Source organism: Pseudomonas sp. 382, from assembly GCF_002759075.1.
GTDB lineage: Bacteria > Pseudomonadota > Gammaproteobacteria > Pseudomonadales > Pseudomonadaceae > Aquipseudomonas > Aquipseudomonas vlassakiae.
Genome location: NZ_PEMX01000045.1, coordinates 1 through 14,733 on the forward strand (window position 1 = coordinate 1; position 14,733 = coordinate 14,733).

The 14,733-nt window shown below is 54.0% G+C and carries 9 protein-coding genes and 2 pseudogenes; 8 read left to right on the forward strand and 3 right to left on the reverse strand.

Annotation, left to right across the window (positions count from 1 at the left end; translation table 11 throughout):
- Positions 1–677: 677 nt before the first annotated feature.
- From CQW31_RS28120 to CQW31_RS31040, 4 genes are all read left to right on the forward strand, one after another.
- Positions 678–2,432, forward strand: coding sequence for a Mu transposase C-terminal domain-containing protein (locus CQW31_RS28120; RefSeq protein WP_080641041.1), 1,755 nt, complete (start codon positions 678–680; stop codon positions 2,430–2,432).
- 67 nt (positions 2,433–2,499) lie between these two features.
- Positions 2,500–3,402 (forward strand): TniB family NTP-binding protein, encoded by a 903-nt coding sequence (locus CQW31_RS28125; RefSeq protein WP_256587446.1) that lies wholly within the window; start codon positions 2,500–2,502, stop codon positions 3,400–3,402.
- Positions 3,399–4,217, forward strand: coding sequence for a hypothetical protein (locus tag CQW31_RS31035; protein WP_143524265.1), 819 nt, complete (start codon positions 3,399–3,401; stop codon positions 4,215–4,217). Before CQW31_RS28125 ends, CQW31_RS31035 begins: the two co-directional genes overlap by 4 nt.
- Positions 4,186–5,187: a hypothetical protein gene (locus CQW31_RS31040; RefSeq protein WP_143524266.1), complete on the forward strand. Its 1,002-nt coding sequence runs from the start codon at positions 4,186–4,188 to the stop codon at positions 5,185–5,187. The genes CQW31_RS31035 and CQW31_RS31040 overlap by 32 nt, the downstream gene beginning before the upstream one ends.
- A 1,425-nt stretch (positions 5,188–6,612) precedes the next feature.
- On the opposite strand, the gene CQW31_RS28135 is transcribed toward CQW31_RS31040, so the two are convergent.
- Positions 6,613–6,879 carry an antitoxin Xre/MbcA/ParS toxin-binding domain-containing protein gene (locus tag CQW31_RS28135; protein WP_009684887.1) on the reverse strand — a complete coding sequence of 89 codons (267 nt, stop codon included), beginning with the start codon at positions 6,877–6,879 and terminating at the stop codon, positions 6,613–6,615.
- A 463-nt stretch (positions 6,880–7,342) separates the two neighbouring features.
- Between CQW31_RS28135 and gcvP the strand changes: the two are divergent.
- The 4 genes and pseudogenes from gcvP to lipA all read left to right on the forward strand — a co-directional run.
- Positions 7,343–8,965: pseudogene (gene gcvP, locus CQW31_RS28140) on the forward strand (aminomethyl-transferring glycine dehydrogenase); the annotation flags it as partial.
- An 85-nt stretch (positions 8,966–9,050) separates the two neighbouring features.
- Positions 9,051–10,303 (forward strand): annotated as a pseudogene (glyA, locus tag CQW31_RS28145) (serine hydroxymethyltransferase).
- A gap of 61 nt (positions 10,304–10,364) precedes the next feature.
- Positions 10,365–11,489: a glycine cleavage system aminomethyltransferase GcvT gene (gene gcvT / locus CQW31_RS28150; RefSeq protein ID WP_009684891.1), complete on the forward strand. Its 1,125-nt coding sequence runs from the start codon at positions 10,365–10,367 to the stop codon at positions 11,487–11,489.
- Between the two features lie 4 nt (positions 11,490–11,493).
- A complete protein-coding gene (lipA, locus tag CQW31_RS28155) occupies positions 11,494–12,441 on the forward strand; it encodes a lipoyl synthase (RefSeq protein ID WP_099815951.1) in 948 nt (315 codons plus the stop codon).
- Between the two features lie 97 nt (positions 12,442–12,538).
- Here lipA and CQW31_RS28160 read toward each other — a convergent pair whose 3' ends face one another.
- Together CQW31_RS28160 and brnQ are read right to left on the reverse strand one after the other, a co-directional pair.
- On the reverse strand, positions 12,539–13,339 hold the full coding sequence (locus CQW31_RS28160) for an alpha/beta fold hydrolase (RefSeq protein WP_009684893.1): 801 nt from the start codon (positions 13,337–13,339) through the stop codon (positions 12,539–12,541).
- A 33-nt stretch (positions 13,340–13,372) separates the two neighbouring features.
- Entirely contained in the window at positions 13,373–14,707 is a 1,335-nt protein-coding gene (gene brnQ, locus CQW31_RS28165; protein ID WP_016486888.1) for a branched-chain amino acid transport system II carrier protein, read from the reverse strand.
- Between the last annotated feature and the right edge of the window lie 26 nt (positions 14,708–14,733).

Below are 14,733 nucleotides of genomic sequence, written 5' to 3' on the forward strand. Positions count from 1 at the left end.
CGGTCGCTCAGTCGGGGCCGGCCTCGGCCATGGGTTTCGATGAAGAGATCGGAGACCACATCCCAGGCCTCGTCCGTGAGTTCGTAGCGCCTTGCCATCACAGAATTCCTTTCCGTTAATGGCGCGTGACTCTACAAAATCTCAGCGCTAAAGGAGCGACGATTAGGTTTCTCGGGATTTCGTACAGAGCCTAGGGCTCCCCCTGGTGGCTTCGCCTTCTGCGATGCAGGGCCCTAGGGCTACTTTTCGTTTGAAACTAAGGACGAACGACCCTCTGACAAGATGAATTTAGTAAATGCATTTTGGATTGAGCATGTACCGAGATGAAGCCTTGATGAAATTCCGTCGTTCCCGTTTCAATTGGAGGCTTCTGCCTCGATTTACTCAGTGATTTGTGCGTCAACCTTGTACTTTTTAATGCTTGAGCTTTGAATTTCGGTATGGCGTTTTGGGTTGCGTTTTATACGTCTATTGTTTTGTGGGTTTTGATCAAGATTCACCTTCGCCTATCAAAAAAGTTGCATTCACAGGGTTGACACAAAGCCAAAATGGAAGTTAAAAATGAAAAAGCATTCAACTTCGCGCTCAGGTAGATGGGTATCACCTGATGGTTTAAAGCATGTCCATCGGGGCTCTACAGGTGTACTTGTCAATTTCATAATCCTTGGTTCAAAGCTATGACCGATACTTCAGAAGATTTGTGGGGGGCGTTAAATAGCTTTACGCCGCTAGAGGAGATAGGGCGGCATAAGGTCGGAAGTGAGCGCTTTACGGTAATTAGCCTCTTCATTGATGGAAAAATATCAGCCGCTGAAGGCATAAATTTACTAGGCATAGGGAAGCAGTATTTTTATAAGTTGGTAGCAAGGTCTCGAGGGGCACGAAATTACAATAAATTAGTGCCAGGTAAGCGGGGTCGTAAAAGCGGGAGCGATAAACTTGATGCTCGCGTGGAAGCAATTATTGATAAAGCTTTTGATGATTACTATTATGGTATTTCTGCTAGCTATGCGAAGGTGTGGTCGGTATGTCAGTCAGAAGCTGATGCTCAAAAAGTTGTGCGTCCCTCTTACTATACGGTCAGGCGAAGGATTAAATCTAAGCCTCCAAGATTATTGTACGAAAGGAAATACGGAAAAGACGCAGCGGAACAAAGATACGGAGCGAGGCCTGGACATAAGAAAACCGACCGCCCACTCCAATGGGTTCAATTCGATCACACCGTCATGGACATATTGTTGGTCGACGAAAATGACCGCCAAGTCATTATTGGCAGGCCTTGGATCAGTTTGGCAATTTGTATCCATACAAGGGTGGTTCTTGGGTTCTATTTGTCTTTATTGCCACCGAGCGCTGTAAGCGTGGCAATGTTAATCGAAAATTGCGTGCTGCCAAAGAATAAGATCTTATTAGCTTTAGGGATGGAGGAAAACCTTTGGCCAGTTCACGGCTTGATGGAAACTATCCATACTGATAATGCTAAGGAATTCATATCTGATGTGCTGGTACTAAACTGCAAGCACTATGGAATTGACGTAAGGCATCGCAATGTAGGAAAAAAACATCAAGGAGGACATATCGAGAGTTTGATTGGGAAGTTCATGACAACCAAAGTGCATTTTTTGCCAGGAACAACGGGTTCAAACGTAATCGACCGGAAGTCATATAGCAGTGAAAAACGCGCATCAATGACGTTTAGTGCGCTACGCAAGTTCATGATTTATCAAGTGTGCGCATATCATGAGACCAAGCATTCTGGCATCGGGAAAAGCCCTATTGAAGCTTGGAATGATTATTATCGAGATGGGGTGGAACCAAAAAGCATTCCAGAAAAAGACCATGATGGTTTTCGCTTTAGCTTTTATCCAGAGTTTGCCGCAAAACAAGTAGTTCCGCAAGGGATAGAGTTATTCCGACGGTTTTATTATGCTCCTGCACTAAAAAATCATATTAGAGAGAAGGTGCTGGTTAAGTATGACCCTTACAACCTTGATGTAATAAGGGTTAAAGTGAATACAGAATGGTTCGTGGTTCCTTGTGTACGAAACTCTTCTGGCAGACATTCGCATTATGAATATTATCGGCATCAGAGGCGCATTAAGTCCATACCAAATGGCACTATGACTAGGCGTGGCAGTGAGGCAGTATATAGTGCAAATCAACTCGTGGTAAATGAAGTAAAAGCTACGACTAAGGCTAGGCGTCTGAAGAAGGAAAAAGGTCTAGAGCAGCATAATGCTTACTCCATCATTTTAGAAGGCGCGAGCAAAAAAAATAATGAAAGCGCTGAAAATTATTCGAACGTTGCCCATGTAAGTGCTAGCCAGGTTGGAGGGCGTAGAGGGCTGATTGACCATTCGATGCCTGGGATAGTCTCGAACCTGCGCTCAAACAATAGTGTAGATTACGAAGATGAGCCGACTTTGTATTGATCGTTCATTAATGAACGATTAAGTATTTTGATTTTTGCCTTAATCCAATTGTTTTTGCGAGACTATTATGTCCGATTTTTCCCACGTGCATCCCGATAGCCATAGCTATTTTTCGTTAACGGATCATGAGCGAACATTGGTGTGCTGTCAGGATATTTGGGTGCCTCATCCCTCAGTTGAAAACCTAATTGCACGTATGCATGTGATGATGCAGATGACAAATAAAATCAATGCCCCCAGTATGCTAGTAATAGGGCCTGGTGGCTCAGGTAAAACTAGCATGATTGAGGAATTGAAGAAGCGACATCGTGTTTGGGCGGAGAAAATGGTATTTGTAACAATGCATCAAAGCCCTAATGGCTATTCATTGAAGGAGTTGATACTGCAAGAAATTGGAGTAGGTGTGTCGCGTCGTGCGCGTCTGAATGAAAATATCTCGCCGGAATTGCAATACTTGATTAAAAGTCAAAATATTCGGGCCATCGTTATCGATGAGATTCATGATGCATTGACATTAACAGACTTCCAGCAGCGAATTAACTTGTCATTGTTGAAGAGTTTAGCTGGCTCTAACTATGGTCTCTGTGTCTTTGCATTCGGTATCCCAGATGCCGCGCGGGTATTGAGGCGTGACGCTCAGTTGGCCCGCCGGTATGCTGTGAGGTCCCTAAAACAATGGGGGAATGATAGTGAGTTCAGAAGCTTTGTAGCATCGTACATTTTTCGCCTCCCTTTACGGAAGCCGACAAACTTCAAAGACCAGAAGTTGTTTCTAAAGATAATGGAGACGGGCCAGGGGCTGACCGATAACATTGTGAAAATTTTACAGGCGGCAGCCATGGCCGCAATCACTGATGGCTCTGAACATATTGCTCACAAGCATCTTGACAATATTGAGTATATTATGGATGACCTATGTATTGCGCTGCGCGACGTCGACCAGCTTGAGCGTGAGGGCGGTTTCGCATGAATAGTAGCTCCCGTATTTCCAAGGCAATTAAAGTTCTCCAAGGACAATGCAAGATTGAATATTCGTTCCCTGAATTGACGAATACCATAGCAGAGCTAATACGAAATACAAACATCACTGCTAAGGGTGTAGTCGTTCACCTAGAGGGCGAACCTGGTTGTGGCTTGTCCGCCAGTCTTGAACATGTGGTAAATAAATTTGGTGTAGAGGCAACTAAGGTCAATTATAATTTTAGCTTCGGCAAGCTATCTTTATTGGATAATTTCGCTATTTCTTTGGCAATAAGATCCCCCTACGAGCACCTGAAAAAAGCTCCCTTATATATGGATCAGTACATAAATGAGGTAGGGTTAAAGCTAGTAGTAATTGATGACTTGGAGCGCTTCGAAATCACACATGATAACTCATTGGCTGAATGCTTGGTCGCTATATCGGAAGTCGGAAATGGTCTAGTTGTTCTATATACAACGCACTATCGGCCGCTGGCAAGAAAGATAGAAAAAATTATGAAAGGAAGGGTGAATTTATTTAGAGTTAGAATGTCGCTCGAGTCATCTGATCTTTCCAATGTCGCATTTAAGTTTTTAATCGCTGCGAATGGTGAAACTAGACAAAGTATTAAGTTTTCTGAATGTGCACTTGAACACATCGAGCAGCAAGCATGCCGGCTCGATGAGTTTGTAAAGACCTTAGAGGTGGCTTACGCATATGCGACTTTAAGAAATGATAGCCTACTCAAATTTTCAGGTGCTGAAGAAGAGCTTTCAATTCAAGGAAGTCAGTATGTTGAAGTCCGGGCTATGCTCGAATGCTAAAATGATAGCCGGTGAATCTCTTTCATCTTGGAGTTATCGGCTATGTCAAATCCCAGAAGTGCAGCAGTATATACTGCACAATGCTGGGGGTTATGGACGTGGTCCACGATTATTTTTGTCACTTTTCGAATTTGAAAAGCGTGAAGCTCACTGCGACTTAGATTTTATAAGCCCGGACCATAAATGGAAGGTTCTGCCATTGATTATGGGGTCAGATTTAGAAAGATTCGTCAAGCCTGTTAATGTCGCGCCGATGATACCTTGGGGATTTCGGCGATCTTATTGCGAAGATTGCATGCGTGAAAATCTTCGATCTAATTGTTCTTTGATGCTCAAGATTGCCTGGCGATACGTATCAAAACCATTTTGTGAATTGCATGATGTGTTGCTTAAGGATGTCCCGCGACAGATAGGTGCCGCGTTGGATGCGCCTCGGGCCATATTTAAATGGAATCATAGTATTGAGAGTAAGAATCTCGGACATGCAGAATATGTTAACAACTGGGCCGATTTGCTTAAAACCGCATGTCGTGTTCAGAAGAAACTCGTAAAATTACGTAATCTTCAGCAGGATCGTTGCATTTATCTCTTTGATAACACAATAATGAGCCTTATGCGGGCTCTTCTTACACCAGGCATGGATTTGTATCGTCATTCCGGTAGTAACAGACTGCTAGATATTGTGTCCAGTGAAGGTGAGACGCTATACCTTAGCTGCTACTTGCAGCCGTTTAGGGCTTCTGCAGCTTGTCGCGCGCGCGCGCTTTTTTTTATTGGAATATTGCTAGGGTGGGTTAGTCAAAAGGAGGCCTTTAAGTCACTTCGTGGCGATCCTTGGGAATCAGATACGCCGGAAAAAATATGGGGGAGCGTGTATAAATTTGATAAAGAGCTTTATTATTGGCTTAGAAATAGCTTGATCAGATTCCAGACAAGCGCCCTAAGTATTTGCACTCCACAGTTCGCATAAGTATTTCATGTACACTTATATAGTTCCGATTTACGTTACCCTGGGTTTTTACGTCAAGGTGTCGGGTCAGTTCAAGAGGCAACATCCGTTTTTATGTTATGTAGTTGACGCGCGCAGCTGCAAAATAGTAGGCCATGCTTTTTCGGTCGGTAAGCCCACGATCAATCTCTATGGTAGAGCAATGCTGGGCGTGCGCGCGGAACAGTTGACTCATTCCTCTGACTCCGCTCACACCTCTCATTCGTGTGAATTGTTGCGAATTCGCGGTCCTAGTTTTGTTGGTTCTCTAGCTGACGTTTTTTGTGATGTTGATAAGCCAGTGATGATATCAAAGATACGTAGATCGCGGAATTTGACATTGATTTCTGAGACGATGTTGGCATCTTTGTTGATGCACCATATTTACGAAGCCTTTTCCGATATTTTCATGGCACAAGCAGCAACGATGTCTATTGAGGTCGCTACTCTAAATGCTTTATTAAACCAAGCACTTAGTCGCTGCAATCGATCATTAGATGATTTCCCGCACTGGATCACATTGAGGTAGCGGGTAAGTTTTGCCAAACTACTATTCCAAGCTAATGGAATAGTAGTGTGGTGGGAGAATTGATGTCCTAATTTCCGCCAGCAAAAGCTGTGCAAAAAGAAGGTGCGCTCTCATACTTAGTCTCCATCCTATAAGCTCAATTCTAAGTTGGTCCGTACTCAAACGAACTACCACTATATTTTAAGTCTGAACGGGAGAGCCGGCGCTGCTCGAGGCTAGATTAGGAGTGGCGCAGAGATAGATTCCAAGGCTGATCGTGGTTTCAAATGTGGATTTGCTTTGCGAGACACTGTGCCGCCTAAGGTGGCATTGAAGGCCAAGGTCGAGAGCTCTAGGTGCATGTGGGATTCGTGTTTTTTTGTTACGATCACCGCCACCGAAATGATTTTCTTCACTTGGCAAAAAAAACTTCATTTTTGAGGTTTTCCTACACTTTTTCTTCATTCGCGTGAACCAACGCGACGTATTCCAAGCCACGTTCCAGTGGCTTCGACACTGTCCCTGCGGTTCAACGCTTTTACAGTAGGCTGTCCATGAACGATCAAAAAAGCCCCCCTAGTGTCCATTCGAAAGCAGTCGTTTTCCACTCCTGCTACGACACTGTGCTCAGAAAGGTGGACGCACGATACGATATACGCGGTTACGTTTTGGCTCAGATGGTCAAGCTTTGCCTCCAGAGCCGCGGTACGCTCCCGCTCGCGTACCGCAGCTTTTATGCGCAGTACGCTCAAGCCGAGGCGATTGCGTTCTTGGAAGCGTGTGTTACCCACTTGTTATTCGGCCCGGCTGGTCGCCTTTCACCACAGGAGTATCACTACCAGAGAGATGCATACCAAAACCCGGGCTAGCCCGTAGCCCGATCAGCAGCATTCTGATGCTCACGTGTAAACGCCGTACTCAAGACGGTAGAGGAAGGCCCATACCTCCATATAGCTTTCATGACTCCAAAGCAAGGTGCATGGGGTGTGGTTGCCAAGACCAAGCGCAGGGCTGATCATCCAACGCTGTGCCAGTTCTCCTTTGCCGAGCACCTCCATTGCTTTTCGAAAAATTTGCGCCTTCCTTGTTAAAAAAGCCCCATGAGCAGAGGTCCAGCAGCTGATTGAGGGCTGGTCGCTAATTCCGTGGATCGTGATACTGTTCATGACAAGTGTTCCAAAGGCAAATGTCGAGAGACTTTGATGACACTATGACCTCAGGCGGGGGTTGCACGCCACCGATCTTGTAGGTAAGCGCAGCGACTGCGGACTGCTATGTCAACATACCCTGAGTTTATCGAGTTGCGGGGGAGTGTCGCCTGAGGCCAGTCGGTCATGCCGCTAAACCCGCCCCTGAAAGCCCCGTCTGAATGGCGTCCATAGAGCGCAGCCGCCACGCCTGCCCACGCCTGCAGTGTGGGGAACGGGCTGAACATCGCTGGCTTCAACACGGGGACCGCACCAGATTCGTGGGTTGGTGGTATGACTTCAAGCTCCATCGGCGGCGCACAGTCCTGCATCGCCTCTTCCGAGCTATCATTGCACTTATCGCGGCGAAGATAGCGGTCGCTGCGGCATACAGCCTGGTGTGGGTAGGGCCAGCATGGCGCGTCCGGTGAAGCGTGCTAACAGTCTGCGCCTCATCGACGACACGCGGCTCGGCGTGTCCCTGGATGAAACCTGCGAGCAGGCCAGCGTCGAGGCGCTGTGGCAGGTGTTCGCCGTGCCCGGCCAGGCCCTGCCGGAGTTCGCCGCGCTGGCACTGGATGTCGAGGATTGCCTGCCGGCCGCGCTGCTGCGGGAAAGCCCTTTCCTTCAGCATGAGGTGTTCAACCGCTATCACTCGGAAACCGAGCTGATGCGCTACCTGCGCCGCCTGGCCGACAAGGACCTGGCCCTGGACCGCACCATGATCCCGCTGGGCTCCTGCACCATGAAGCTCAACGCCGCCAGCGAGATGATCCCGGTCACCTGGCCGGAATTCGGCGCCCTGCACCCGTTCGCCCCGGCGGAACAGGCGAGGGGTTACCGGCAACTGACTGACGAGCTGGAAGCCATGCTCTGTGCCGCCACCGGTTACGACGCCGTGTCGCTGCAGCCCAACGCCGGCTCCCAGGGCGAGTACGCCGGCCTGCTGGCGATCCGTGCCTATCACGCCAGCCGAGGCGAGGGCGGGCGCGATGTATGCCTGATCCCGTCGTCGGCCCACGGCACCAACCCGGCCACGGGGCAGATGGCCGGGCTGCGGGTGGTGGTCGTCGCCTGCGATGCCCGCGGCAACGTCGATGTCGCCGACCTGCAGGCCAAGGCCGAACAGCATCGTGAACGCCTGGCCGCGTTGATGATCACCTATCCCTCGACCCACGGTGTGTTCGAAGACGGTATCACGCGGATCTGCGAGATCGTCCATGAACATGGCGGTCAGGTGTACATCGACGGCGCCAACATGAATGCCATGGTCGGCCTATGTGCGCCAGGTAAGTTCGGTGGCGATGTTTCCCACCTGAACCTGCACAAGACGTTCTGCATTCCCCATGGTGGTGGCGGCCCGGGCGTCGGGCCGATCGGGGTCAAGGCGCACCTGGCGCCTTTCCTGCCGGGTGCTGGCAAGACCGGGGCAGTGAGTGCGGCGCCGTTTGGTAGCGCGAGCATTCTGCCGATCACCTGGATGTACATCCGCATGATGGGCGGAGCGGGCCTCAAACGCGCCTCGCAGGTGGCGATCCTCAGCGCCAACTACGTGGCCCGGCGCCTGGAGGAGCATTACCCGGTGCTCTACACGGGCGAGAACGGCCTGGTGGCCCATGAGTGCATCCTCGATCTGCGTCCGCTCAAGGAGAGCAGCGGAATCGGTGTCGAGGACGTGGCCAAGCGCCTGATCGACTATGGCTTCCATGCGCCGACCATGTCATTCCCGGTGGCCGGGACTTTGATGGTAGAGCCGACCGAGAGTGAGTCAAAGGAAGAGCTGGACCGCTTCTGCGAGGCCATGATCGCAATCCGCGAGGAAATCTGTGCGGTGGAGACCGGTGGGCTCGACAAGCAGGACAACCCGTTGCGCAACGCCCCGCATACAGCGGCTGAGCTGACTGGTGAATGGACGCATACCTATAGTCGCGAGCTGGCGGTGTACCCATTGTCGAGCCTGCGCGAGAGCAAGTACTGGCCGCCGGTGGGGCGCGTGGACAACGTCTACGGCGACCGCAATCTGGCGTGTGCCTGTCCGCCGGTGTCGAACTATCAGGATGCCTGAGTGATCTTTCGCCCCCTGTCGCTGACTTGCCAGCGATAGGGGGGCGAAAACCTGGCTATAAAACCCGAACAACAAGGAATTTCCCATGTTCCACAAAAGCCTCACCCTGTCTGATTTCGACCCTGCACTGTTTGACGCCATCCGTCGCGAGACGCAGCGCCAGAAAGACCATATCGAGCTGATCGCCTCGGAAAACTACACCAGCCCCCAAGTGATGCAGGCCCAGGGGACCGAACTGACCAACAAGTACGCCGAAGGCTACCCGGGCAAGCGTTACTATGGAGGCTGCGAGCACGTCGATGTGATCGAGCAACTGGCCATCGACCGTGCCAAGCAATTGTTCGGCGCCGGCTACGCCAACGTTCAGCCACACTCCGGCTCTCAGGCCAATGCCGCCGTGTACCTGGCCTTGCTGCAACCTGGCGACACTATCCTCGGCATGAGCCTGGCCCACGGCGGTCACCTGACCCACGGCGCCAAGGTCTCGTCCTCCGGCAAGCTTTACAACGCCGTGCAATACGGCATCGACGCCAATGGCCTGATCGACTACGACGAAGTCGAGCGCCTGGCTGTCGAGCACCAGCCAAAGATGATCGTCGCCGGCTTCTCCGCTTATTCGCGAACACTGGACTTCCCACGTTTTCGCCAGATCGCCGACAAGGTCGGCGGCTGGCTATTCGTCGACATGGCCCATGTCGCCGGCTTGGTCGCCGCAGGCCTGTATCCAAACCCGCTGCCATACGCCGACGTGGTCACCACCACCACCCACAAGACCCTGCGCGGCCCCCGTGGCGGCCTGATCCTGACCAAGGGCGAGCCAGAGCTGGAGAAGAAGCTCAACTCGGCGGTATTCCCCGGCGGCCAGGGCGGCCCGCTGATGCATGTGATCGCGGCCAAGCAGTGTGCTTCAAGGAAGCCCTCGACCCCAGCTTCAAGGACTATCAGGCCCAGGTGATCATGAACGCCCAGGCCATGGCACAGATCTTCATCCAGCGTGGCTATGACGTGGACTCCGGTGGCACCAACAACCACTTGTTCCTGGTCAGCCTGATCCGTCAGGGCATCACCGGCAAGGACGCCGATGCTGCCCTCAGCCGTGCCCATATCACCGTGAACAAAAATGCGGTACCCAACGACCCGCAGTCACCGTTCGTGACCTCGGGCCTGCGTATTGGCACCCCGGCGGTCACCACCCGCGGCTTCCGGGAGGCGGAATGCCGTGCACTGGCGACGTGGGTGTGCGACATCCTCGACCACCTCGGCAATGCCCAGATCGAGGCCCACGTGGCGAAGCAAGTCGCGGGGCTGTGCGCGATGTTCCCGGTCTACCCAGCCTGATCCATCGAGACGGCCAGCAGCACGCTGGCCGTCGTCTCTACCGAATGCCTGGAGTCACCCCATGTCCACTGAAACACTACAAAAGACACCGTTGCACGCTCTGCACCTGGAATTGGGTGCGCGCATGGTGCCGTTTGCCGGCTACGCGATGCCGGTCCAGTATCCGCTGGGCGTACTCAAGGAACACCTGCACACCCGCGAGCAGGCCGGCCTGTTCGACGTCTCCCATATGGGCCAGATCTGCCTGCGCGGCGTGGATGCCGGCAAGGCGCTGGAGCGCCTGGTGCCGGTGGATATCGTCGACCTGCCGGTGGGTATGCAGCGTTACGCGCTGTTCACCAGCGCCGACGGGGGCATCCTCGACGACCTGATGGTCGCGCGGCTGGCGGATGACGAGCTGTTCCTGGTGGTCAACGCCGCCTGCAAGGAACAGGACTTGCGTCATCTGCAGCAGCACCTGGAAGGCCTTTGCGAAGTGGAATCGCTGTTCGACAGCCGAGCCTTGCTCGCCCTGCAGGGGCCGGCGGCGGCGCGGGTGCTGGCGCGCCTGGCGCCGGAAGTGACCGGCATGACCTTCATGCAGTTCGCGCCGCTACGCCTGCTGGGTGTCGATTGCTATGTCAGCCGCTCGGGGTATACCGGCGAGGACGGCTATGAAATCTCGGTGCCGGTCGAGGCGGCGCTGATGCTGGCCCGCTCGCTGCTGGCCGAGCCCGAGGTGGCGGCCATCGGCCTCGGTGCGCGCGACTCGCTGCGCCTGGAGGCGGGGCTGTGCCTGTATGGCCACGATATGGAAACCCGCACCACGCCGATCGAGGCCAGCCTAGCTTGGGCGATTTCCAAGGTACGACGTGCCGATGGCGAACGTGCCGGCGGCTTCCCCGGTGCCGAGCAGATCTTCGCCCAGCAGCGCGATGGCGTGGCCAGCAAGCGCGTCGGCCTGCTGCCGAAGGAGCGGGTGCCGGTGCGCGAGGGCACGCTGACCGTCAATGCCCGCGAGGAGGTGATCGGCCGCGTTACCAGCGGCGGTTTTGGCCCGAGCCTGGGCGGGCCACTGGCCATGGGTTACGTGCAGAGCGAGCAGGCGGCGCTGGACAGCGAAGTCTTCGCCCAGGTGCGCGGCAAGCTGGTGCCGATGCAGGTAGTGCGGACGCCGTTCGTTGCGCAGCGTTACTACCGTGGCTGAGGTCATGGCTGTGCAGACAGGGGTGAAGCTGCGTGGCGCCGACAAGGTGGCGCGGATTCCGGTGAAGATCCTGCCCACCGAGGATGTGCCACGCAAACCGGACTGGATCCGCGTGGAGATCGCCGCCTCGCCCGAGGTGGCACGAATCAAGGCGTTGCTGCGTAAGCACAAGCTGCACAGCGTCTGCGAGGAAGCCTCGTGTCCAAACCTGGGGGAGTGTTTCTCCGGGGGCACGGCGACCTTCATGATCATGGGCGATATCTGTACGCGGCGCTGTCCGTTCTGCGATGTCGGGCACGGTCGGCCCAGGCCGCTGGATGTGGACGAGCCGCGTAACCTGGCCACCGCGATTGCCGATTTGCGCCTGAAATACGTGGTGATTACGTCGGTGGACCGCGACGACCTGCGCGATGGCGGTGCGGGGCATTTTGCCGAATGCATTCGCCAGATTCGTGCGAAGTGCCCTGGGATCCAGCTGGAGACGCTAGTGCCGGATTATCGTGGGCGAATGGAGGCGGCGTTGGCAATCACCGCCGAAGCGCCGCCGGATGTGTTCAACCACAACCTGGAGACGGTACCTCGCTTGTACAAAGCAGCGCGGCCGGGGTCGGACTTCGAGTGGTCTCTGGATTTGCTGGAGCGGTTCAAGCAGTTGGTCCCGGAGGTGCCGACCAAATCAGGCCTGATGCTCGGGCTAGGGGAGACGGACGAGGAGGTGATTAAGGTGATGACGCGGATGCGTGAGCACGGGGTGGATATGCTGACGCTGGGGCAGTATCTGCAGCCGTCGCGCAGTCACTTGCCAGTGCAGCGATTCGTGCATCCCGACGTGTTTGCCTGGTTTGCCGAGGAGGGGGCGAGGATGGGCTTCAGGCATGTAGCTTCTGGTCCGTTGGTGCGATCTTCCTACCATGCAGATCAACAACTCGGGAATGTTCACCCAGTTCGCTAAAGGCCCGCTGGAACCCTTTCGCTGTAAGGGTTCCAGCGCAGCTGCCAATGCGTTCGGTGAGAGTTGTGGAACCACCGGATAGCAAGCGTGCACGGCGCTAGTACAGGTGTCCGGCTGACTTAGCAAGGAACACGCTCGTAGCCGCGAGTACTTGGTCTGGGTACTCCCTATGCGGCAGGTGCCCACAGTTTTCCAGCATGTGCAAAGTAGGCGCTCGGCTTATCCCAGCACACAAACGCTCGGGATGATGCCGAGTCCCATACTCGTCGCGGTCTCCATGTAGAACCAGCGCTGAGCACTGTACCTGGGCCAGTTGCCTATCAAGGTTCCACTGCCGAAATTCCTCCGAGAGCCAAGTATCGACCCAACTGCGCAAAACCCACTCAGCTTTCTTTCCATGGTACTGCTGAAGTCGTTCCATCTGGCCAGGCAGGGCAAACCGCCGCGCTGCGGAACGGATACCGTCAAGGATCGCGTTGTCGACTGCAGCTTGGGCGGACTCGGTAATCAGTCCGTGGCATGCTTGCGGATGGGCGGCCGCGCAGCCAACCGCCATGCCGCCGCCTACGCTATGGCCGAAAACCACGAATTGGCTTAGTTGGAAGTATTCACGCACTGCTTGAAAATCACCGTGAGCTTCATCCTCGATGAAGCTCGGTGTCAGATTGACCAAGCAAGCGCTAGAGCGCCCAAAACCAAGCCGGTCGTAGGCGATCACCTCGCGCCCACAAGACTGGGCCAACCGCAGCGGAAAATCGCGCCACAGTTCCACACACCCTAGTGAATCGTGCAGAAGCACGATTGGAACCCCGCGTGATTTCCGCGGACTCCAACACTCTGCATACAAATGACCTCGTGGCGTCTCGATCCTGTGTGACTGCTTGGCAATGTCGGTCATACCCGTGCTCCGTTCAAAAGGTAAATCACTTGGTCAGGCCGACTCCGGCGACAGAGAAGATGAGCGGGTTTTCGCTCCTTTGTACAGGTCGTAAACAGTTGCGACGAAAAATATGGCCAAGGAGGGCAGTAACCAAGCAAGGCTGGCGTTAGCCAAGGGGAGTTGACTGACCCAGAGCAGAACACTCGGTGGCAGTAAACCCGCTGCCATGCATGCGTCGATAAGGCCGAAACCCAGTGCGCAAGCGGTTACCGGTATCAATACCCGCGCAGGGCTGTTGAGGCGAGAGCTAATCAGGCTGAGCAGAATGATTGCGATGCAAGGCAGGTAGATTGCGGTCAGCACCGGTACAGACACCGCGATCAGTTGGGTAAGTCCCACGTTGGAGACAGCGAAGGAAAATCCAGCGAGCAGCGCTGCCAGTGTGCGGTAACCGAGCGGCAAGAATTTGCTGAATGCTTCTGCGCATGCGCAGGTCAGTCCAATCGCCGTTACCAGGCAGGCGATGGTGATCAGGAATGCCAGGAGCCAGTAGCCGACTGCGCCGTAGGTATGCAGTACATAGGCATTGAGCACCTGAGCACCATTGTCGGCATGATCGACGAGCCCGCCTGCATGAGCCCCCAGTTCGAAAAGGCTGGCGTAGACCAGGCTTAGACCCACACCGGCAATCAACGCTGCGATGACGCTGTATTTGAACAGCTGCCGCGGCGCATGGATGCCGCGATGTTTCAAGGCGTTCACTACCACTGCACCGAATACCAGTGAGGCCAATGTATCCATGGTCAGGTAGCCTTCCGTAAGCCCTTTACTGAAGGCCTGGGTATCGAACGGTGGCTCAGCAGGACCTTGTGGACCCGCAGTCCAGATGAATGCTCCAACACCGAGGATCGCCAAAGCAGCTACCTTGATCGGCGCAAGGCAGCGGCCCACCGAGTCCAACAGCCGGCCGGGATACAGGGATACCGCCAGGACCAAGGCAAAATAGAGGGCGCTGTAAGCGAACAAGTGCGCAGGGCTGTTGCCGAGCCACGGTGCTACACCAACCTCGAATGACACGGTAGCGGTGCGCGGAGTAGCAAACAGGGGGCCAATACACAGAAAACAAACGATTGCCAATGTGCGCGCAGCCAGTTTCCCCAGTGGCGCGCACAGCTTGTCCATGGAGCCTTCAAATCGAGCCAGAACGACAATCGCGAGTACCGGCATGCCTACGGCAGTGATGAAATAGCCTGCGGCGGCGGTCCATACCTGGTCACCCGCGCTCAGGCCGATCATAGGCGGAAAGATGATGTTACCGGCGCCGACAAAAAGCGCAAAGGTCATGAAACCGAGAGCTAGCAAGTCTCGCTTGGAAAGATTAACCATTGGGATTTTCTTCAGAAAGGTGAACG

Coding starts and splice junctions, on each gene's coding strand:
- CQW31_RS28120 (WP_080641041.1), top strand. CDS start 678: ATGACCGATACTTCAGAAGATTTGTGGGGGGCGTTAAATAGCTTTACG.
- CQW31_RS28125 (WP_256587446.1), top strand. CDS start 2,500: ATGTCCGATTTTTCCCACGTGCATCCCGATAGCCATAGCTATTTTTCG.
- CQW31_RS31035 (WP_143524265.1), top strand. CDS start 3,399: ATGAATAGTAGCTCCCGTATTTCCAAGGCAATTAAAGTTCTCCAAGGA.
- CQW31_RS31040 (WP_143524266.1), top strand. CDS start 4,186: ATGTTGAAGTCCGGGCTATGCTCGAATGCTAAAATGATAGCCGGTGAA.
- CQW31_RS28135 (WP_009684887.1), bottom strand. CDS start 6,879: ATGAACAGTATCACGATCCACGGAATTAGCGACCAGCCCTCAATCAGC.
- gcvT (WP_009684891.1), top strand. CDS start 10,365: ATGTCCACTGAAACACTACAAAAGACACCGTTGCACGCTCTGCACCTG.
- lipA (WP_099815951.1), top strand. CDS start 11,494: ATGGCTGTGCAGACAGGGGTGAAGCTGCGTGGCGCCGACAAGGTGGCG.
- CQW31_RS28160 (WP_009684893.1), bottom strand. CDS start 13,339: ATGACCGACATTGCCAAGCAGTCACACAGGATCGAGACGCCACGAGGT.
- brnQ (WP_016486888.1), bottom strand. CDS start 14,707: ATGGTTAATCTTTCCAAGCGAGACTTGCTAGCTCTCGGTTTCATGACC.